Origin of the sequence: Labedella gwakjiensis (genome assembly GCF_003014675.1) — a bacterium.
In the GTDB taxonomy this organism is placed as follows: Bacteria; Actinomycetota; Actinomycetes; order Actinomycetales; family Microbacteriaceae; genus Labedella; species Labedella gwakjiensis.
On record NZ_PYAU01000001.1, the window covers coordinates 509,026 to 530,127 of the forward strand.

At 67.9% G+C, this 21,102-nt stretch carries 17 protein-coding genes; 12 read left to right on the top strand and 5 right to left on the bottom strand.

Annotated features, from left to right (window positions below; all coding sequences use genetic code 11):
• Positions 1–8 precede the first annotated feature (8 nt).
• Together CLV49_RS02375 and CLV49_RS02380 are read right to left on the bottom strand one after the other, a co-directional pair.
• Positions 9–1,595, bottom strand: a complete 1,587-nt coding sequence (locus tag CLV49_RS02375; RefSeq protein WP_106562102.1) for a solute symporter family protein — start codon at positions 1,593–1,595, stop codon at positions 9–11.
• A complete protein-coding gene (locus tag CLV49_RS02380) occupies positions 1,592–1,948 on the bottom strand; it encodes a DUF485 domain-containing protein (protein ID WP_424978968.1) in 357 nt (118 codons plus the stop codon). The genes CLV49_RS02375 and CLV49_RS02380 overlap by 4 nt, the downstream gene beginning before the upstream one ends.
• Positions 1,949–2,064: 116 nt before the next feature.
• Here CLV49_RS02380 and CLV49_RS02385 point away from each other — a divergent pair, with 116 nt between their 5' ends.
• The 4 genes from CLV49_RS02385 to CLV49_RS02400 all read left to right on the top strand — a co-directional run bounded on the left by CLV49_RS02385 (position 2,065) and on the right by CLV49_RS02400 (position 6,356).
• Positions 2,065–2,940: a LuxR C-terminal-related transcriptional regulator gene (locus CLV49_RS02385; RefSeq protein ID WP_106562104.1), complete on the top strand. Its 876-nt coding sequence runs from the start codon at positions 2,065–2,067 to the stop codon at positions 2,938–2,940.
• A 94-nt stretch (positions 2,941–3,034) separates the two neighbouring features.
• Positions 3,035–4,189: a VanZ family protein gene (locus CLV49_RS02390; protein WP_106562105.1), complete on the top strand. Its 1,155-nt coding sequence runs from the start codon at positions 3,035–3,037 to the stop codon at positions 4,187–4,189.
• Between the two features lie 43 nt (positions 4,190–4,232).
• Positions 4,233–5,141 (top strand): methylisocitrate lyase, encoded by a 909-nt coding sequence (gene prpB / locus CLV49_RS02395; protein ID WP_106562106.1) that lies wholly within the window; start codon positions 4,233–4,235, stop codon positions 5,139–5,141.
• A gap of 78 nt (positions 5,142–5,219) precedes the next feature.
• A complete protein-coding gene (locus tag CLV49_RS02400) occupies positions 5,220–6,356 on the top strand; it encodes a bifunctional 2-methylcitrate synthase/citrate synthase (RefSeq protein ID WP_106562107.1) in 1,137 nt (378 codons plus the stop codon).
• Positions 6,357–6,444: 88 nt separating this feature from the next.
• On the opposite strand, the gene ypfJ is transcribed toward CLV49_RS02400, so the two are convergent.
• Entirely contained in the window at positions 6,445–7,314 is an 870-nt protein-coding gene (ypfJ, locus tag CLV49_RS02405) for a KPN_02809 family neutral zinc metallopeptidase (RefSeq protein WP_106562108.1), read from the bottom strand.
• A gap of 328 nt (positions 7,315–7,642) precedes the next feature.
• Between ypfJ and CLV49_RS02410 the strand changes: the two genes are divergently transcribed.
• The 3 genes from CLV49_RS02410 to CLV49_RS02420 are packed head-to-tail and all read left to right on the top strand — an operon-like array spanning position 7,643 to position 11,594.
• Positions 7,643–9,154, top strand: a complete 1,512-nt coding sequence (locus tag CLV49_RS02410) for a sugar transferase (protein ID WP_106562109.1) — start codon at positions 7,643–7,645, stop codon at positions 9,152–9,154.
• Complete coding sequence (locus tag CLV49_RS02415; RefSeq protein WP_106562110.1) at positions 9,154–10,362, top strand: DUF1972 domain-containing protein; 1,209 nt, start codon at positions 9,154–9,156, stop codon at positions 10,360–10,362. The genes CLV49_RS02410 and CLV49_RS02415 overlap by 1 nt, the downstream gene beginning before the upstream one ends.
• Positions 10,359–11,594 carry a glycosyltransferase gene (locus CLV49_RS02420; protein WP_243696763.1) on the top strand — a complete coding sequence of 412 codons (1,236 nt, stop codon included), beginning with the start codon at positions 10,359–10,361 and terminating at the stop codon, positions 11,592–11,594. Before CLV49_RS02415 ends, CLV49_RS02420 begins: the two co-directional genes overlap by 4 nt.
• Positions 11,595–11,652: 58 nt before the next feature.
• Here the strand turns inward: CLV49_RS02420 and CLV49_RS02425 are convergent, their stop codons facing one another.
• Complete coding sequence (locus CLV49_RS02425; RefSeq protein ID WP_106562111.1) at positions 11,653–12,381, bottom strand: arsenate reductase/protein-tyrosine-phosphatase family protein; 729 nt, start codon at positions 12,379–12,381, stop codon at positions 11,653–11,655.
• A gap of 15 nt (positions 12,382–12,396) precedes the next feature.
• Here CLV49_RS02425 and CLV49_RS02430 point away from each other — a divergent pair, with 15 nt between their 5' ends.
• The 5 genes from CLV49_RS02430 (at position 12,397) to CLV49_RS02450 (ending at position 20,385) form a co-directional block, all read left to right on the top strand.
• On the top strand, positions 12,397–13,818 hold the full coding sequence (locus CLV49_RS02430; protein ID WP_106562112.1) for a tyrosine-protein kinase domain-containing protein: 1,422 nt from the start codon (positions 12,397–12,399) through the stop codon (positions 13,816–13,818).
• Entirely contained in the window at positions 13,815–14,864 is a 1,050-nt protein-coding gene (locus CLV49_RS02435) for an acyltransferase family protein (protein WP_106562113.1), read from the top strand. Before CLV49_RS02430 ends, CLV49_RS02435 begins: the two co-directional genes overlap by 4 nt.
• Before the next feature lie 367 nt (positions 14,865–15,231).
• Positions 15,232–17,847 carry a right-handed parallel beta-helix repeat-containing protein gene (locus CLV49_RS02440; protein WP_106562114.1) on the top strand — a complete coding sequence of 872 codons (2,616 nt, stop codon included), beginning with the start codon at positions 15,232–15,234 and terminating at the stop codon, positions 17,845–17,847.
• A 196-nt stretch (positions 17,848–18,043) separates the two neighbouring features.
• The gene (locus CLV49_RS02445; protein WP_127054514.1) at positions 18,044–19,324 is read left to right on the top strand and encodes a hypothetical protein; all 1,281 of its coding nucleotides are present in this window, start codon (positions 18,044–18,046) and stop codon (positions 19,322–19,324) included.
• Positions 19,321–20,385: an acyltransferase family protein gene (locus CLV49_RS02450; RefSeq protein ID WP_127054516.1), complete on the top strand. Its 1,065-nt coding sequence runs from the start codon at positions 19,321–19,323 to the stop codon at positions 20,383–20,385. Before CLV49_RS02445 ends, CLV49_RS02450 begins: the two co-directional genes overlap by 4 nt.
• On the opposite strand, the gene CLV49_RS02455 is transcribed toward CLV49_RS02450, so the two are convergent.
• Positions 20,378–20,914: an acyltransferase gene (locus tag CLV49_RS02455; RefSeq protein WP_106564831.1), complete on the bottom strand. Its 537-nt coding sequence runs from the start codon at positions 20,912–20,914 to the stop codon at positions 20,378–20,380. The two genes, CLV49_RS02450 and CLV49_RS02455, sit on opposite strands and share 8 nt — an antisense overlap.
• Positions 20,915–21,102: the final 188 nt, after the last annotated feature.

The following is a 21,102-nucleotide window of genomic DNA, read 5'->3' on the forward strand; positions in this document are numbered from 1 at the left end:
GCATCACATCAGTGCTCCGTGGCCTTCTCCGCTCCGTGACCCGTGAGCGATCGCACGTCCATCTCGGCGGCGAGACGCGGGTCCTCCGCCTTCTTCTGCGGGATGAGCGAACCCACGAAGCCCAGCAGGAATCCGAGCGGGATCGACACGATGCCCGGGTTGTCGAGCGGGAACCACGAGAAGTCGACGCCCTTGAACACGCTCGTCTCCGCGCCGGAGAAGACGGGCGAGAACACGATGAGGACGAGGGCGCTGCCGAGACCTCCGTACATGCTGAACACGGCTCCGCGCGTCGTGAAGCGGCGCCAGAACAACGAGTACACGATCGTCGGCAGGTTCGCGCTCGCCGCGACGGCGAAGGCGAGGGCCACGAGGAACGCGACATTCTGCCCCTGCACGCCGATGCCTCCGACGATGGCGACGGCGCCGATCACGATGACCGTGCGTCGACCGACCTTCACCTCCATCGCCGGGTCCGCGTGGCCGCGCTTGACGATGTTCGCGTAAATGTCGTGGGCGAACGACGCGGCCGCGGTGATCGTGAGACCGGCCACCACAGCGAGGATCGTCGCGAACGCGACGGCCGAGATGATGCCGAGCAGGATGGGACCGCCGAGCTGGAGTGCGAGGAGCGGAGCCGCCGAGTTCACACCACCGGCCGAGGCGAGGATCGTCTCGCTGCCCACGAGCGCGACGGCGCCGTAGCCGAGGACGAGCGTGAAGAGGTAGAAGACACCGATGAGCCAGATCGCCCAGACCACCGAACGACGAGCCTCCTTCGCCGTCGGCACGGTGTAGAACCGCATGAGCACGTGAGGCAGCCCCGCGGTTCCGAGGATGAGGGCGAGGCCCAACGACACGAAGTTGAGGGGGTTCGCACCGTACTGCTTGCCCGGGGCGAGGATCTCCTCCGTTCCGGCGGCTTCGACGGCCTTGTCGAGCAGCGCCGACAGGTCGAAGCCGTTGAGGACGAGAACCCACACCGTCATGACCCCGGCGCCGGCGATGAGCAGCACGGCCTTGATGATCTGCACCCAGGTGGTGCCCTTCATGCCGCCGACGAGAACGTAGACGATCATGAGCGCTCCCACCACGGTCACGACGATCGAGGTGCCGATCGAGTCGTTGATACCGAGCAGGAGCGCGACGAGTCCGCCGGCCCCCGCCATCTGCGCCAGCAGGTAGAAGAACGTGACGGCGAGGGTCGTGATCGCCGCCGCGAGCCGCACGGGACGCTGGCTGAGCCGGAACGACAGCACGTCGGCCATCGTGAACTTGCCCGTGTTGCGCATGAGCTCGGCCACGAGGAGGAGCGCGATGATCCACGCGACGAGGAAGCCGATCGAGTAGAGGAAGCCGTCATAACCGTTGACCGCGATCGCGCCGACGATTCCGAGGAAGGAGGCGGCGGAGAGGTAGTCCCCCGCGATGGCGGCACCGTTCTGCGGCCCGGTGAAGGATCGGCCGGCCGCGTAGTAGTCGGAGGCCGTCTTGTTGTTGCGGCTGGCGCGGATGACGACGAAGAGCGTCACACCGACGAAGAGGACGAAGATCGAGATGTTGAGGACGGGGTTGTTGAGCTCCTGCACGTTCATCGTGACGCCTCCGTCTCCGCGAGCTCGACGCGGAGCTTCTCCGCGAGAGGGTCGAGACGACGGTTCGCATACGACACGTACGTCATCGTGATGGCGAACGTCGTGACGAACTGGGCGAGCCCGAGGATCAGGCCGATGTTCACCCGACCGAAGACGGGCGTCGCCATGAAGTCCGACGCGTAGGTCGCGAGCAGGACGTAGGCGAGGAACCAGAGGAACGCGAGTCCCGCGACGGGGAGTACGAAGCGGCGGTGACGCGACTTCAACTCCCGGAAATCGGGCGAGTCCTCGACGGCGAGGTAGTCGACGGGGTCGTGGCCGTCGCTCCCTCGTCCTGGGCTGTTCGGGGTCATCATCTCTCCTTTGAAACGACTTGCCCGGCCGTCCGTTGACGTCTGGCCGGTGGTATCGTTCACGCTACGAACCCGACGGGCGCACCGACTACCCCCGAAAGGCGGTAACGAACAGCATGAGAACGTCGGCACTGGAGCCGGACGCTTCGACCGTCATCGAGGTCGCCGTCGCGGACCTGGCCCGCACGAGCGGCATCCCCGTCGCATTCGGCGGCGCGACCGTCGACGGGATCGTCGCCGTCACGAGCGTCGTGGGCGCGAGGACGAACTCCCTCGACGGGCTCACCGTGTCGCCGCGCCTCGGCCTCGGCGGGCAGTCCCTCGTGGACGCCCGCCCGCATGCGACGAGCGACTACGGCGCCTCCCGCCGCATCACCCACGACTACGATCGGCACATCCTCGGCGAGGGCATCGCCGCTTTACTCGCCGTCCCCGTCGTGGTCGCCGGCCGCACTCTCGGCATGATCTACGGCGGGTCCCGATTCCCGGGAACGGTCGGTGACCGCTTCTCGGCCTCCGCCCTCGCCGTCGCCTCGCGGATCTCGCGCGACCTCGCGGCCGCCGAGGCCCGTGACACCGCGGCGCGTGCGCTCGACGCCGCGTCGGCCGAGCAAGCGCCCCCCGCATCGTGGTCCTCGTCCCTCGAGAGCGCACGCGTCGCCTATGCGGAACTCCGCAGCATCACGGGAACGATCGGCGATCCGGACCTGCGGGAACGCCTCGCATCGGTGGAACGTCGCCTCGCCGACCTCGGCGGCATTCCGACGGCGTCGGTCGACAGCCCGTCTCCGAGCGATGTCAGCCTCTCGCCTCGCGAGAGGGACGTCCTCGTCCAGACGTCCGTCGGACTGACCAACTCGGATGTCGCCGCACGCCTCGGGCTCAAGGAGTCCACGGTGAAGAGCTACCTCGCGTCCGCGATGACGAAACTCGACGCGCCTACGCGTCTCCGCGCGGTGTCCGAGGCACGCAGGCGAGGCCTCATCCTCTGAGGCGACCCGCCTCGGCCGAACGGCGGAGGCCCACCCGTCGACGGTCGTCCGCCCGGCCGACGACCGGCGACGGGCCGTCTGACAGGCTGGACGAATGGGTGAGTGGGAACGACAGGCGATCATCGGCGTGCTCGGAGGAGGCGGTGCGTTCGCCGCCGTGTTCTTCCCGATCGTCGTCGTCCAGTCGCGGCGCTACGGTCGAGTGAGCCTCGCCAGACTCGTCGGCGCCGCCGCGATCAGCGTCTATGCCGTTGCACTGCTCGCGTACACCTTCATCCCCCTACCGGACAGCCGCACGGCGTGCCTCTCCGGCGGAATCCCCCCGCAGCTGACGCCGTTCGCGTTCGTCGGCGACGTCGCGACGGACGTCCGGGACCACGGGACGGGGGCACTGCTCACGGGACGCGCCACCCTGCAGGTCGTCCTCAACGTGCTGCTCTTCGTGCCTCTCGGGGTCATCGCTCGTCGCTACTGGTCGTTCGGGATCCTGACGTCGACGGCTCTCGGTCTTCTCGCCTCTCTCGTCATCGAGGCGACGCAGCTCACCGGTATCTGGGGCCTCTATGCGTGCGCCTACCGTGTCGCGGACGTCGACGACCTCCTCGCCAACACGGCAGGCGCCCTGCTCGGTGCGCTCGTCGCGCCCGTCGTGCTCTGGTGGATGCCGCGGACCCACGACCTCCGGTCCCGCCGGCTCGAGGCGCGTCCCGTCACGGTGTGGCGGAGGTGGCTCGGGATGCTCCTCGACCTGACGGCCTTCGCCACGGTATCGACGCTCGTATCCGGCGCGATCATCGGGGTTCGTGTCCTTCTGGGCGGCATCGCCGCCCCCACTCCACTCGAGAACCTCGTCGTCGCGTGCGTCGCCGGCATCGTCGTGGTCCTCGTCCCCGCTCTCGTCGGGTCCGGAGGGTCGATCGGTCAGCGGCTCGTGTGGCTCGAACCGGCGACCCCGTCGGGCGCCCGTCCGGCCCTCCCCCGTCGTCTCTCTCGCGCAGCCACGACGGGTGGCGCGTACACGGCATCGGTCGCGCTCGGCGCCGTCGTCGTCGACGACCCCTTCCCGGCCCTCGTCGTCGGAGCGGGAGCGCTCGTCTCGTGGCTCCTCGTGATCGCCGCGGTCCTGTCCGTGCCCCTCACGCGCGGACGACGAGGGCTGTCCGGCGTCCTCTCCGGAACCGAGATGGTCGATTCCCGGACACGGGACCGTCGGGCTCCGAGCGCCCCATCGGGACCATACGTTCCGTAGGCTGGGTGGGAACCGGCCGGTTCACGGATGAAAGGGGCGCTCGATGCTGTACGCCACATCGACCCCGGCGGACAAGCGCCGACTGTTCCGCGAGCGACTCGCGAGCGGGGACCTCCTGCAGCTCCCCGGGGCCTTCACCCCGCTGTCGGCGAAGCTGATCGAGAAGAAGGGCTTCGACGGCGTCTACGTGTCGGGAGCCGTCCTCTCGGCCGAGCTCGGGCTGCCGGACATCGGCCTCACGACCCTCTCCGAGGTGGCTGGTCGCTCCGCGCAGATCGCTCGGATGACCGAGCTCCCCGTGCTCGTCGACGCCGACACCGGCTTCGGCGAGCCGATGAACGTGGCACGCACGGTGCAGACCCTCGAGGACGCCGGCGTCGCCGGGCTCCACATCGAGGACCAGGTGAACCCGAAACGCTGTGGCCACCTCGACGGCAAAGCCGTCGTCGACCGCAGCACGGCGACAAAGCGCATCCGGGCCGCCGCCGATGCGCGCCGCGACCCGGATCTCCTCATCATGGCCCGTACGGACGTGCGGGCGATCGAGGGCCTCGACGCCGCCGTCGACCGGGCGAAGGAGTTCGTGGACGCCGGCGCCGACGCGATCTTCCCCGAGGCGATGCGCGACCTGGCCGAGTTCGAAGCGATCCGCGCGGCCGTCGACGTGCCGGTGCTCGCCAACATGACGGAGTTCGGAAAGAGCGACCTCTTCACCACCGCGCAGTTGCGCGACGTGGGCGTCAACCTCGTGATCTACCCGGTCTCGCTGCTGCGCCTCGCGATGGGCGCCGCGATGCGTGCGCTCGACACGCTCAAGGACGACGGCTCGCTCAGCGCGGAGGTGCCGAACATGCAGACGCGCGCCGAGCTGTACGAGCTCCTCGACTACGAGTCCTACTCGAGCTTCGACGCCGGCGTCTTCGACTTCACCCTCGACGACAACCGCGGCTGATACCGCTCGCCTCTCGAACCGCACGACCTCCCACCGAACGACCTCCCACCGCACGACCTCGCCGACGAAGGAGACACGATGTCAGAGTCCGACCAGGAGATCCGGAAGGGCCTCGCCGGGGTCGTCGTCGACACGACGGCCGTGTCGAAGGTGAACCCCGAGACCAATTCGCTGCTGTACCGCGGATACCCCGTGCAGGAACTCGCCGCGACCCAGTCGTTCGAGGCCGTGGCGTGGCTCCTGTGGAACGGCGAGCTCCCGACGGTCGACGAGCTCGCCGCGTTCGAGCAGGCGGAGCGCTCGCAGCGTGCTCTCGCGCCGGAGATCCGCGCGGCGATCGAGCTGCTGCCCACGACGGCCCACCCGATGGACGTCGTGCGCACCGCCGTGAGCGTGCTCGGTGCCCTCGACCCGGACGCAGACGACCGCTCGCCGGACGGCACTCTCGAGAAGTCCGTGCGGCTGTTCGCCGCCATCCCCGCGATCGTCGCGTTCGACGAGCGGCGGCGGCAGGGCAAGGACATCGTGGAGCCGCGCGACGACCTCGACTACGCCCGCAACTTCCTGTGGATGACCTTCGGCGAGGTGCCTGACGACGTCGTGGTCGAGGCCTTCCGGGTCTCGCTCGTGCTGTACGCCGAGCACTCCTTCAACGCCTCGACCTTCACGGCCCGTGTGATCACGTCGACCCTCTCCGACGTCTATTCGGCGGTCACCGGCGCGATCGGTGCGCTCAAGGGACAGCTCCACGGAGGCGCCAACGAGGCCGTCCTCCACACGTTCGTGGAGATCGGCATGGACGAGGCCCCCGACGGCCGCGCTGCCGCCTGGCTCGACACCGCCCTGGCCGAGAAGCGCAAGATCATGGGGTTCGGCCACCGCGTCTACAAGAACGGCGACTCGCGCGTTCCGACGATGCGCGACTCGCTCGTGCGGTTGGTCGAGTACTACGACCGACCGGAGGTGCTCGCCCTCTACGAGGAGCTCGAGACCGCGATGGGCGAGCGGAAGAACATCAAGCCCAACCTCGACTACCCGTCCGGACCGGCCTACCACCTCATGGGCTTCTCGACGGAGGCCTTCACCCCCCTGTTCGTCGCCGCTCGCGTGGTGGGCTGGACGGCCCACATCCGCGAGCAGCTCGCGGCGAACGCTCTCATCCGACCGCTGTCCGCCTACGACGGGCCTGACGAGCGGCATGTCCCCGGCGCCTGAGCGCCGACGTCTGAGCGCCGACGTCTGAGCGCCGACGTCTGAGCGCCGACGTCTGAGCGCCGACGCCTGAGCGCCGACGTCCTCGCCGTCAGAGCGTTGCGGCCGAGAAGGTGTCGCAGGACTGCGGGCCGTTCTCGAGCCCGGTCGTGAACCACTCCTGACGCTGCTCGCTCGCCCCGTGCGTCCAGGTCTCCGGATTGACGCCACCACCGGCGGATTCCTGGATGCGATCGTCCCCGACCGCCTCGGCAGCGCTGAGGGCGTCGGCGAGCTGAGCGCTCGTCACCGGTTCGAGGAAGACGTCGCCGTCCGCGTCCGTGGTCTCCTGCGCCGCACGAACCCACGCGCCGGCGTAGCAGTCGGCCTGGAGTTCGAGGCGGACGCCGTCCGACTCCGGACCGGTCTGCGACGTGTCGAGGCCGTCCATCGTGCCGGAGACGTTCTGGATGTGGTGACCCCACTCATGGGCGACGATGTAGAGCTGGGCGAGCGAGCCCCCTGAGGAACCGAAGCGGGTGCGCAGCTCGTCGAAGAATGCCGTATCGATGTACACCGTCTGGTCGGGCGGGCAGTAGAACGGACCGACGGCGCTCGTCGCACTCCCGCACCCGGTGTCGACGGCCCCGTCGAAGAGGACCATCGACGGCTGCGGGTACCCGTCCACCTCGCTCGACCAGTACGTGTCGAGCGACGTCGCGGCCGCCTGCATCCGGCAGTCCAGCTGCTCGTTCGCATCCTCGCCCGTGAGGCACTGATCGAGCGGCGAGTCGGTCACCTGGCCCCCTCCGGTCGCCGAGCCCCCGAGGAACGCGCTCGGGTCGATCCCGATCTGCGGACCGAAGATCACGAGCAGCAGGACCAGGATTCCGCCGCCTCCTCCGACGGCCACTCCGGTCGTACGGCCGCGTCGACGGCTGACCTTTCCACCCCGGATGTCGGCACCCTCGTTGAACGTCATGGGCACACCGTAACGGACTCCCGCCGACCGTCTCACACCCTTGTGAACACGGGGCCGGAGGGTCCATCGGAGAACATGAGGACACCTCACCCCCCGCAATGGGGGTGATGTGGATACTGTTCCCGTTTCCGTAACTGAGCTAATCTCAGATTACGGAATTGAGGGCACCTCACATTCCACACACGGACGTCTCCCGCCCGCACCCGACCCGAAACGGACCGGGCGGGAGGCCATCCTTTCATCGTCGACATTGGGGGTAGACGATCTTGCGTTCGTTCATCCGACACGGGGCCACGTCGCCCCACATCACTCCAGGGAAGGTTCAGTCATGACCGAGCTGAAGCACCACCTTCCGGGTGAAGAGCTCTCGCACTTCCTCCCGACCTCCTGGACGACGCGCCGGGGCGCCCCCACCACATCGGAGCGCCAATGGGCGCAGGGGCATCGCACCCGTCTCCTCGTCAACGATCTCGCCGTCATCGGCTCGTCGCTCGGCCTGGCCTATGTCATCCGCTCGCTCGTCGAGACGGCTTCCACCGGAGCCACGTGGGTCACGACCTACGCCGTCGCCTCCGTCATCATCCTCGTCACCTGGATCGCCGCCCTCGGAGCCCACCGCACCCGCGACATCCGCGTCATCGGGATCGGGGCAGGCGAGTACAAGCGCGTCATCAACGCGAGCATGGTCGCTTTCGCGATCCTCGGCGTTCTCCTCTTCGCCGTGCAGGCCGAGGTGTCCCGCGCGTTCTTCTTCACCGCCATGGGAATCGGCACGCTCGGCCTCGTGTCGACCCGTTGGATGTGGCGCCACTGGCTCATCCGTCAGCCCGCTCGCGACCGCTTCCTCTCCCGCGCCATCGTCGTCGGCGGCACGGACGAGGCGGAGTACGTCGTCCGTCAGATCAACGAGAAGTCTCGGGCCAGCTACAACGTCGTCGCCGCCACCGTCTCTGACGCGACCACGACCCACATCGAGGTCGGAGACCGTCGTGTCCCGATCGTGGGTGAGCCGAACTCGGTCTCGACGATCGCACGCAACCTCCAGGCCGACACGGTCATCGTCGCGGGCGCTGCGAGCCGCAACCCGTCCTTCATCCGCAGCCTCAGCTGGGACCTCGAAGGCACGGGAACGGAGCTCGTGCTCGCCGCCCAGCTCACCGATGTGGCGGGCCCCCGTATCCACTTCCGCCCTGTCGACGGCCTTCCGCTCATGCACGTGGAGATCCCGCAGTTCGACGGCATGAAGCACGCTTTGAAGCGCTCGTTCGACGTCGTCGCGTCCGGCATCGGTCTCCTGATCCTCGCCCCTCTCTTCGGCATCATCGCGATCCTCGTCCACCTCGACAGCCCCGGAGGCGTCCTGTTCCGTCAGGAGCGTGTCGGCCGGGGGGAGCGCAGCTTCACGATGCTCAAGTTCCGCACGATGGTGGCGACGGCCGAACAGGACCTGGCCGCGCTCCTCGTCGAGAACGAGGGCAACGGCCTGCTCTTCAAGATGAAGAACGATCCCCGCGTGACGCGTATCGGCCGTGTGCTGCGCAAGTACTCACTCGACGAGCTGCCGCAGCTCTGGAACGTCTTCGTCGGCGACATGAGCCTCGTCGGTCCGCGCCCGCCGCTCCCGCGCGAGGTCATCGACTACGAGAGCCACGTCCGCCGCCGTCTCTACATCAAGCCCGGCCTCACCGGCATGTGGCAGGTGGGCGGCCGGAGCGACCTCAGCTGGGAGGAGAGCGTCAGGCTCGACCTCTACTACGTCGAGAACTGGTCGCTCGTCGGCGACCTCATGATCCTGTGGCAGACCGTCAAGGTCGTCACACGCCCGACCGGAGCCTACTGATGAACGCCGCCAAGACCACCGCGCCGCTCTCGATCGCGATGATCGGAACCCGTGGCGTGCCCGCAGCCTACGGAGGATTCGAGACGGCGATCGAGGAGATCGGCAGACGCCTCGTCGAGCGCGGTCACTCCGTCACGGTCTACTGCCGTTCGAAGGACGGGGAGAAGCCGGCGGAGCACCTCGGGATGTCCCTCGTCCACCTGCCGGCCCTGCACGTCAAGGTCGCGGAGACCCTGAGCCACACGGCGCTGTCGACGCTCCACGCCCTCGTCCACCGCGCCCCGGACGCCGCCTTCGTGTTCAACGCAGCGAACGCCCCCTTCGTGCCGATCCTGCGCGCCAAGGGCATCCCCACGGCCGTGCACGTCGACGGACTCGAATGGAAGCGCGACAAGTGGGGAGGCGCGGGGAAGCGCTACTACCGCGCCGCCGAGACGGCCGCTGTCCGTACCTCCGACGCGCTCATCGCCGACGCCCAGGGCATCGCCGACTACTACGACGACGAATTCGGCGTGCCGACGGAGCTCATCAGCTACGGCGCGACGATCATCGACGCTCCCACGTCGCACAAGATCGCCGAGATCGGCCTGACGCCCGGCGGTTTCCACCTCGTCGTCGCGCGCTTCGAGCCGGAGAACCACGTGCGGGAGATCGTCGAGGGTTACTCGGCGAGCGACGCGAAGCTCCCCCTCGTCGTCGTGGGTTCCGCACCATACTCGGCTGAGTACACGACAGCGATCGAGACCATCGCCGCACGCGACCCGCGCATCCAGATGCTCGGCGGCGTGTGGGACCAGGATCTGCTCGACGAGCTCTACGCGAACGCCCTCACCTACGTGCACGGGCACTCCGTCGGCGGCACGAACCCCTCGCTCCTGCGCGCCATCGGCGCCGGAACGGCCGTGCTCGCATGGGATGTCGCCTTCAACCGTGAGGTCACCGTCGAGAACGGTCGCTACTTCGGTTCCGCCGACGCCCTCGCGCCCCTGCTCGAGTCGGCGGAGGCCGACGTCACGGGCACCCTCTCGACGGGCGACCGTCTGCGCGAGCGCGCGGCATCGACGTACGACTGGGATCTCGTGACGACGGGCTACGAACAGCTCGCCATCCGTCTCGCAGCCGGCTACTCGATCCGCCCCATCGCGAAGGCTGCACGTCGCTCCGCCTCCGGCCGGACGGGCACGCCCGTCGCGTCCCCCGTCTCGTGAGCGGCATCACCGTGGGACGCCCCACCACCGACGTCGCTCGCGACGCCGGCCAGCGGACCTCCCGAGCGTCCTATCTCGTCGCGCACCCGAGCGCTGACATGTACGGGTCCGACCGCGTCCTCCTCGAATCGGTCTCCGGGTTCGTCGAGTCCGGCGCGACCGTCACGGTCACCGTGCCGGAGGACGGGCCTCTCGTCCCCCTCCTCGAGGAGCGTGGCGCGCGCGTCGTCCTCGCCCCCACCCTGGTCCTGCGGAAGAGTCTCATGACGCCGCGCGGGCTGTTCTCTCTCGTCACCCAGACGTTGTCGGGCCTCCGCGCCGGACGACGGCTCATGCGCGAGGTTCGTCCGACGCTGGTCTGGACCAACACCATCACCATCCCCCTGTGGACGCTCCTCGCCCGGCTGTTCCGGGTCACGTCGATCGTGCACGTCCACGAGGCCGAGGGGTCCGCCTCGAGGGCCGTGATGCGCACGCTCGCCTTCCCGCTGCTGTTCGCCGATCAGTTGGTCGCGAACAGCAACTACAGCGCCGGAGTCCTCCGCGACTCGTTCGCCCGTCTGGGTGACCGGTGCACCGTCGTCTACAACGGCGTCGCCGGCCCCGAGGCCGTCACGGCGCCTCGCGAATCGATCGACGACGAACTGCGCGTGCTGTATGTCGGACGCCTGTCGCCCCGCAAGGGCCCCGACCTCATCGTCGAAGCGATCGCAGAGCTCCGAGACAGGGGCATTCCGGCCAGACTCGACCTCGTCGGCGCCGTCTTCCCCGGCTACGAGTGGTTCGAGGACGAGTTGCGCACATCCATCTCGACGCTCGATCTCGGCGACCGGGTGCACCTCCGCGGATTCCAGAACGCCCCGTGGCCGTTCCTCGCCGCGAGCGATGTCATGGTGGTCCCGTCCCGCCTCGACGAGCCGTTCGGCAACACCGCCGTCGAGAGCGTCCTCGCCGCTCGTCCCGTGGTCGTGAGCGATACCTCCGGTCTCCGTGAGGCCGCGTGGGGGTATCGGTCGGCCCAGCAGGTCGAACCAGGGGATGCCCGCGACATCGCCGACGCTCTCCAGCGCGTGTGGTCAGACTGGGCCCGATTCCGTTCTGAGGCGCTTGCGGACGAGAACGTCGCGCGGGAGCGCCACTCCGTCGAGACCTACCGGCGGCGCATCTCGGAGGCTGCGACAGCCGTCGGAGTGGGCGTGGGTCGCCGATTCGGCGTCAGGTCGCATGCGTGAGCCGCTGACACATGTGTGAGCCACTGACACGGACGCGCACCGGACGACGGTCGGACCGTCACTCCTGCGACGCGCGCAGGGCGCCGATGAGGACATCGACCGCTTCCGCCACCTCGTCGAGCGTGTGCAGGTGCGGCCGGGTGCCGAGCACGTGTCCGTCCGCGATGTCGAGTGGATCGCCGACAGGCGTCCGCTTCGACCGACGGAAGAACCCCTGTTTCGCCTCTCGCGGCGGGGGCGCGGTCAGCCCGCGTCGCGCGTGGATGACGGCGGCGAAAGCCTCCAACGGACGATCGATCGTCGGGTCCGGAATGCCGACAGGTCCCGCGGCAGCCAGCGAAGCGGCCTCGCGGAGCGTGAACGTGCGCGAGCGCGCGGACGGATCGAGCCGCGCAACGGCGGCACGCTCGGCCTTGGACGCCGTCAGCACGAGGCCGGAGCGTCTCACCTCGTCGATCGTCAACATCCGGGACCGGTGGGCGGCCGCGAAGTCCGCGCCGTCGACGCCGAGCCTCTCCCCGACGCGGACGCAGATCCCGGATCCGGCTTGTGCGGTCCCCCCGGCGCTGGAAACTGAGTGTCCCTCGAATTCGGGTAGTGACTCCACGCCCTTGGCCAGGAGATACTCGGCAAGAGGCGATCGGCAGACGTTCGCGGCACACACCACCAACAGGTTCAGGCCACGATGTTCGTCCAGGACCGCTCTCCTCTCGGTTCCGCCCAATCTTAGTGGGCCGAACAGAGACACCATGCACGGGGCGACCGGCCCCACAACCGGTCGACACATCCGAGGGGGACTTTCATGAACATCCACGAATACATCGGCTCGATCAGGAAGAACTGGCTCGTCGTCGCCGTTCTCGCCCTCCTCGGCGCCGGAGCCGGCTACGGCTACGCCCAGACCATGCCGGACATGTACCGCTCGACGGCGAGCGCCTACGCGTCCACCGTCATGGGCGAGACGACGAGCGAGCTCGTGCAGGGATCGACCTACGTCCAGGGCCTCGTCCAGTCGTACGCGACGATGGCGAAGACGCCGATCGTCCTCCAGCCGGTCATCGACAAGCTCGACCTCGACATGAGCACGAAGGACCTCGAGCGGTCCATCTCGGTCGACACCCCTCTCAACACCGTCATCATCGACGTCACCGTCGTGAGCAGCGACCCGATCCGGGCGCAACAGATCACCTCCGAGGTCACCCGGAGCCTCGCGACCGCCGTCGCCGACATCTCGTCACGGGGCAACGAGGCGACGTCACCGGTCGAGCTGACCATCATCTCGCCCGCCACCGCACCGAGCGCTCCGTTCTCGCCCGACACGAGGATGATCGTCGCCATCGGAGGCGCCATCGGCCTGCTCCTCGGCCTCGCCTGGGCGGTGCTCCGTGAGCTCATCGACACGCGCATCCGGTCGCAGAAGGACATCGAGGCCGTCACGGACTCGCCGATCCTCGCCGAGATCGGGCGCGGCGCGCGGGACAAGGGGCTCGCCCAGACGATCCGCACCACTCCGAACGGGCCGACGGCTGAAGCGTTCCGCGGTCTCTGCATGAGTCTCGCCTTCGCCGACGTCGACAAGCCCGTCTCGGCCGTCGTCGTGACCTCGGCCATGCCTGCTGAGGGCAAGAGCTCGGTCTCGCTCGGTCTCGCACTCTCCCTCGCCGAGAGCATGGGCCGCGTGCTCCTCGTCGACGCCGACCTGCGCAAGCCGTCGATCGCCGACCACACGGGCCTCGACGGAAGCGTCGGACTGACGAGCGTGCTCCTCGGATCGGCGACGATCGACGAGGCCGTGCAGTCGTGGGGCACGAGCAACCTCGACATCCTCGTCGCCGGGACCATCCCGCCGAACCCCAACCAGTTGCTCGCATCGGACACCATGCGCGCCACCCTCACCGAGCTCAAGAAGCGTTACGACTTCGTGGTGATCGACACGTCCCCGCTGATCCCCGTGACCGACCCGCTGTGGCTCGTCCACGAGACCGACGGCGCAATCGTGGTCGCTCGCAACATGAAGACCCGTCGCCCGGAGCTCTCGAAGGCGATGGCGACACTCGGCTCCGTGGGCGCCCGCGTGCTCGGCGTCGTCGCGAACGACGTGAAGAAGCACGAGCGACTCACGTACTACACCGAGACGGAGAAGGACTCGGCTGTCGCGATCCCCGGCGTGCGACGCCTGGGTACCGGTGGCGCCTCGAACGAGGCGGCGCAGCACTCGTCATGAGTTCGGCGACGTCTCGCCGGACGAGCACGGGGCCGGCACCGATCGAGAAGACCCGCGAGCCGTGGATCGACACGGCTCGCGGGATCGCGATCGTGCTCGTCGTGCTCTTCCACGCCGTGATGTACCTGGGCGAGGCCGGCATCGCTGGACCGTGGACCTACGCGAGCACCCCGCTCGACACGTTCCGGATGCCGCTGTTCTTCTTCATGTCCGGACTGCTCGCGCCGTCGGCCCTGCGCCTCGGCTATCGCGACCTGTTCCGGCGCCGCATCCTCGCGCTCCTTTACCTCTACGTCCTGTGGAGCACGATCCAGACGACGTACGGCATCCTGATGCCGCCCATCAGCGACCCGGCGGACCCGGAGTCGTGGTGGTCCGTCCTCACGATCTTCATCTCGCCGCACCCCAACCTGTGGTTCATCTACGCCCTCCCGATCTACCTCACGATCGCCTGGCTCGTTCGCCGCGCGCCCGTCGCCGTGCAGCTGGGTGGGGCCGCCGCCGTGTCGGCGGTGTTCGGCACCGGCGCGCTCTCGATCCTGGGCGTTCCGTGGGACAAGACCGGCCGGTACCTCTTCTTCTTCCTCCTCGCCGTGCACATCGCCCCGCTCGTCCGGCGGCTCGCACCCCGCGCTCGAGTCGTTCATGTCGTCGCCCTGTTCGCCGTGTACGCCTGCGTGGTCGCGATCCTCGTCTTCACGCCTGTGCGTCACGTCCCCTTCGTGCTGATCGCCTCGGGGCTCGTCGCCGTGACGGCGGGCATCGCCCTCTCGGTCGTCGTCTCGCGAGTGGGATGGCTGTCCGTATTCGAGAGACTCGGCTCGCGCACCCTGCCCGTCTACCTCGTCCACACCTTCCCGATGATCGCCGTGGCCGGCGTCCTGCTCCAGTCGGGCCAGCAACTCCCCCAGCCCGTCCTCCTGGCGCTCCCCCCGGCGCTCACCGTCGCATCCCTCGCCATCGCGCTCCTCGCCAATCGACTCCTCGGTCGTTTCCCCGGGATCTTCTCCTTTCCGATCCCGGCGTGGACGCGGAAAGCTCCCTGACGACCGAGCCGCGACACGCCCAGTCGAATCCCCCTCGGATGGGGGCCAGACCATCGCCCCATCACCCCACTTCGCGGGGCTGACGGGGCGTTTCTTTCATGCCCTAATGTGCATCCATGAAAGATCCTCGACTCCGGGTGGAACGGAGATGGAGGACTTGCTAGCCTTTCCGGAACGACGTACCGCGTTTGGGGGACAACGAACCCATTTACATGAGGGCCGTTTTCCGCTATTGATCCCGTTTCCCGATGTATAGCCATCCGGCTGACACCCTCGGCAACCCGTGAGGACAGCAGTGACTCTTCGACGTACTTCTTTCATCGATCCCAACATCCCGTCAACCACCACCCGTTCCGACGCACGTCGCTTGCGCCGGACGAAGGCACGCACGTATCGCGCCGCACTCGCCATCACGGCCATGGCCGCCGTCGGCGCGCTGGCCGTCACCGACCTGGCCGCGACCACCTCGGACGCCTCAGCGGCCACGTGGGTCACGGGCGATCGCATCGCCGCCGACGACTTCTCGCGGACCGTGTCCAAGGGCCTCGGCACCGCCGACGCCGGTGGGGCGTACACCTCCGCAACCACCTCCGGACTCTCGGTGAAGGACGGCGCAGCCGCGTTCGCCCTTCCGCAAGGCGCAGCCCGCAACGCGCTCCTCACGAGCGTGTCGACACCCGATGTGGAATCGCGGGTCACCGTGGTCGTGCCGAGCCTGCCGAGCGGGGGCAACGGCGTCTACGTCGCCCTCCAGGCCCGGTCGGACGGCAAATCCTTCTACCGGACGACCCTCAGGATCACACCGTCCGGCTCAGCCGGCCTGAGCCTGTCCCGCGCAAATGGTTCGACGGCATCGCAAGTGGGCCTCGCGTCCGAGAAGATCGTCGCGACCGGCCTCAAGGCGGGCTCGCGCATCACCCTCGCTCTCCGCGTGCATGGCACGACGAGCGTCGAGGTCGCCTCTCGCGCCTGGGTCGACGGGTCGAGCACCCCGGCCTGGCAGCGCACCGCGACCGACACCTCCTCCAAGCGCATCGCGTCGGGTGGAATCGGCCTGTGGACCTACCTGTCCGGCCTTTCGAAGCCCTACACGGTCCGCCTCGACGGGCTGAGCGCCAGCCGACTGGTTCCGCAGACCGCGCCGGCGCCGACGACACAGCCGACGTCGACCCCCACGACATCCGCTTCCCCGACCCCGAGTCCGACCTCCACCCCCACCACGACTCCGACCCCCACGACCGCGCCGACCACGCCGGCGCCGACTCCCACCACACCGGCGCCGACTCCCACGTCGCCGTCCACGGGTGATCGTGGAGCGGCACCGATCGGCACCACCAACTACAGCGTTCCCTCTGGCGCGATCTTCGTGTCGTCTTCGGCGACGTCCTCCGGGAACGGATCGAAGTCGTCGCCGTATTCCTCGGTCGAGCGCGCGATCGCGGCCGCCCCGAGTGGAGCGACGATCGTGATTCGCGGAGGGTCGTACCACGAGACCGTCGAGATCCCCTCGAGCAAGCGACTCACCGTCCAGTCGTACCCGGGCGAGGCCGTGTGGTTCGACGGAAGCGAGCAGGTCTCCAAGTGGTCGAAGAGTTCGACCGGATGGACGTCGACGGGCTATGACGTCGACCTCGACTCGGGCATCCAGTCCGAGGGTGCGCCGGACAACGACGCGACGGCGATCCGCTTCCTGGATCCCGCCTATCCCCTGGCCGCTCACCCCGACCAGGTCTGGATCGGTGGAACCGAGCTCACGCAGGTCGGATCCGAGTCGGCGGTCAAGGCTGGCACGTTCTTCGTCGACAAGGGCCGCGACCGGCTCGTCATCGGCTCGGATCCGTCTGGGAAGACCGTCACGTCCAGCACGCTTCAGAAGGCGATGAAGATCACGGGCGACGGCAGCGTCGTGCGCGGCATCGGCTTCACCAAGTACGGGACCTCCGTCTGGCAGAACGGCGCCGTGACCGCACAGGCGGACAACGTGCTCCTCGAGAACGTGGTCATCACCGACAATGCGACCAACGGCATCTCGTCGTGGGGCACGGGCGTCACCTATAACAAGGTCACGCTCACGAAGAACGGAATGCTCGGCGGAGGCACCAACGCAGCCGACAACTTCTCGATGACGAACTCCTACGTCGGACAGAACAACACCGAGCGATTCAACAGGATGCCGGTGTCCGGCGGGTTCAAGGTGACGCGCTCACGCAACGTGACGTTCACCAACAACGACTTCATCGGCAACATGACGGCCGGCCTCTGGCTCGACGAGTCCGTCTACAACGGCGTCGTCACCGGAAACCGCTCGCTCGACAACGGATCGACGGGCATCATCCTGGAGATCTCGGACACGATGAAGGTCGCGAACAACCTCATCTCGGGCAACGGTCGTTACGGTCTGTGGATCGGGAACACCGGCAACGTGCAGGTGTGGAACAACACCATCACCGACAACGCCATGGCCCCGCTGCAGTTCTCGATGGACAAGCGCCGTCAGACCAACCTGAGCCAGGCCGGCCACGATCGTCGGCAGAAGCTGCCCGACATGACCGTGCCGTGGATCATCAGCAATGTGACCGTCTCGAACAACATCATCTCCGCGAACGGCGGTGGATGCATCGTGTGCGTCGACGACAACACCAAGCAGATGACGGCCGAAGCCATGGGCATCTCCCTCAACGGCAACCTGTACGAGAGGGAGTCGGAGTACTCGCCGACGACGCTCGTGCGCTGGGGCCAGGGGAAAGCCAAGGCGAAGACGTTCAGCGATCTGGCGGAGTTCACCGCGGCCACGGGCCACGACAAGGCGTCGGCTCTCAGTGAGGGTCGTGACCTCTTCAACGCGAACCTGTCGCTGACCTCGGCCGGCAAGTCCGCCGTCGCGACGGTCGTTCCGCGCGGACTCCCGTCGAGTATCGCCGCTCTCATCGGGCAGCTCCTCGGCAAGACGCCGAGCGCGGTGGGTTCGACTCTGACCCGATAGCGCTGCATCTCGGGCTCCCGCCCGTGACACCCCGATCCTCGTGTTCCCCCCTTTCCACCCGCGAAAGGGGGGAACATGAGGATTATTCACGTCGATTAGAATTGCGGAAGACCAGGGGGGCCGCGTAGCAGTTCCACGCCTCCCGGGCAGAGCCGAGATGGAGGTGATGGTGGCGGTGCGTACGGAGAAGCAGGGCGTGTCCACGAGGTCGATCGTGCTGGATTCGCTGGCCACGCAGCGAACCCTCATCGAGCGCGTCATCGCCTCAGCCGTCCCACTCCTGCTCGGCGCGGGCATCAGCCTGCCCTACGGAGTCAAGTACGGCTATGTCGCCGCCGTTCTGCTCCTGCCCGTGTGGGTATCGATCCTCCCCCGGTATCGCGGCGCGCGGTTGTATGTCATCCTCGGAGTCGCCGCCGTCGTGTCCGGCTTCGTCCTCACGGGCTTCGCCGCCGCGGATCACGCCATCTCGTCCTCGTTGCTTCTCGACAACACGATCATCATGCTCGGCCTCGTCTCGGGGACGGGGGCTCTGCTCTGGTCGCGACACATCGTGGGCGCGCCGATGAGTGCCGTCTGGTTCGGAGCCGGAATGGTCGCGGCCATCCCGCTCGGGAGCGGTATCGACAGCGACAATCCCTGGCGATTCGGGATCTCCTTGCCCATCACCGTCCTCCTCCTCGCACTCGCGTGGAAGTGGAAGAGCCGACCGCTCGAGATCGTCTTCATCCTCGTCGTCGGCGGGATCTCATCGCTGAACGACGCTCGCTCGGGTAGCGCGATGCTTCTCATGAGCGCCGCCCTCGTCGCGTGGCAGCTCCGACCGAAGGCTGCGGGCCGGCGCGGCTCCACCGTGCGCACGCTCCTCGGGTTCGTCGTGCTCGGTTCCGCGGTGTACACCATCGCTCAGGCAGTGATCCTCGGGGGCCTGCTCGGCGAGAGGACCCAGGAGCGCACGCAAGCACAGATCGACACGTCGGGGTCGCTCATCCTCGGAGGGCGTCCCGAGGCGGCCGCCACGACGTCGCTCATCTCGGAGAATCCGTTCGGCTACGGCTCCGGCACGCTCGCGACCCTGTCGGACATCCTCGTGGCGAAGACCGGGATGTCGTCCATCGGCTACCTCCCGAACAACGGGTACGTCGAGAACTACATGTTCGGGGTGGGCTTCGAGGTCCACTCCGTTCTGGGAGACCTCTGGATCCGCTTCGGGCTGATCGGTGCAGCGTTCACCGTCCTGCTCCTCGTCCTGACGTTCCGAACGATCGCCGACATGCTCGCTCGGCGTGCCGCCAGCGCCCTCGTCGTCTGGCTCGCTGTGCGAATGATCTGGAACGTGCTCTTCAGTCCGATCGGCACATCCGTCCCCCTGATCATGCTCTTCCTCGCCGTCGGACTCCTGCCTGCGAAGGAGAGTCCCCTCCCCTCGGGCCCACCGGACCTGCCGAAACGATCGAAACGGCGGATCACCTCGTGAGCCGCCCGATGCAGAGCGGCCCGACCTCGTCGAGCCCCGACGAGCCGCGACGCGCGCCCTCCTCCCGGCTCACGTGGGTCGACTCCGGGCGCGGCATCGCCATCGTCCTCGTGGCCCTCTACCATTCCGCGAGCTGGCTGCTCGGCGCCGGCTTCCCCATCGATACGTGGCGCCAGATCAACGAGGCTCTCTCGGCACTCCGGATGCCCCTCTTCTTCGTGCTCGCCGGGCTCTTCGCCGCCAAATGGCTCGTCTCGTCATGGGGCGACCTGTGGCGCTCCAAGATCCGTCTCTTCGCGTGGGTGTTCATCGTCTGGGAAGCCATCGGGTCCGTGGTCTACATGATCGGACTGCGGATGAAGGGCAACGGGATCGACGTGCTCGGCGCTGCCAGAGATCTCCTGCTCTCGCCGTTCGCGCCGCGATTCGAATTGTGGTTCATCTGGGCGCTGGCGCTCTTCTTCATCGTCGCGAAGCTCCTCCGACGCGTCGACTGGAGGATTCAGCTCGCCGTCGCGGGTCTCGCGTCCGCCATCGCCCTGAGCGGTTGGGAGACCGCCAACGTCGGGTGGAGCGGTTCGATCAAGTACTTCTTCTTCTTCCTCGCCGGGCTGTACCTGCGCCAGACGATCCTCTCCATCGGACGGATGCGGATCGGCCCCGTGGCGATCCTCGCCGTCGCGACATGGGTCGGGCTGTCCACCGTGATCGCGATCTTCTCCCTCCGCTGGGTTCCCGGCCTCTACTTCGTGGACTGCCTGCTCGGCGTGTTCACCGGCATCATGGCGAGCAGAGCGCTCGCGGGCGTCCCGCGGCTCGTGAGTATCGGTTCGAACACCATGCCGATCTATCTCGCGCACACACCCGTGATCATCCTCACGGCGTATGCGGTCTCCCTCCTGGCCACCGTTGTCCCGTTCGGCGCCACCGCCTGGCTGCTGCCCCCGATCGTGGCGGCGTTCGCGATCACCGTCTCCCTGCTCCTCAGCAACGCCGCTCAGAAGCCGCCGCTCGCGCTGCTCTACCGACCGCCGGGGCGGGGAGTCGCTCGTGTCAGCTGACCGCGCTGCCCCAGTCGGCGACCTCCCCGACGGGTTCGGCGGGGTTGCCTGCGACGATCGTGCCAGGCGGGACGTCACGGCGCACGACGGAACCGGCTCCGACAACGGATCCGCGTCCGATCGTGACCCCCTTGAGCACGAGGCTCCGGGTTCCGACGAGCACCTTCTCCTCGATCACGATCGGCGACGTGTGCGGACGAACACGACCAGAGGTCGACGACGTCCAGTGGAAGTCGGTGTCGAGCAGTTGCACCTCCCAGGAGATCCGCACATCCGCACCGATGGTGATCCCGCTCTCGACGTTGACGATCGTGCGCGCGCCGATCTTCGCCCCCTTGGAGAGCACGAGCGTCGCACCATCGCCCACCCACATCTGGGCACCCTTCGAGACGGTGCTTCCGCGACGGAGGTCGTAACGGCCGGGACCGCTCAGCTTCACGCCCGACTCGATCCGGGCCCCCGGGTGTCCTCGAAGGACTCCCCGCACATAGCTCCAGAAGTGCTTGCGTACCGCGCGCAATCGGGACATCTGGTCGGCCTCATTCCGCTCGTCGCTGTCGCTCCGATTGTAAGCGAACGACGCGTCAGCCGCCTCGGACCCCCGGAGCACAGACCGTCGTCACCAGGCGGCGGTCGGTGCTGTGCGGTCGGCTCGACGACCGGGCGGCAGGTCCGGATACCCTCAGACGGCGTCTCATTCGAATGGCGGACGGGCTC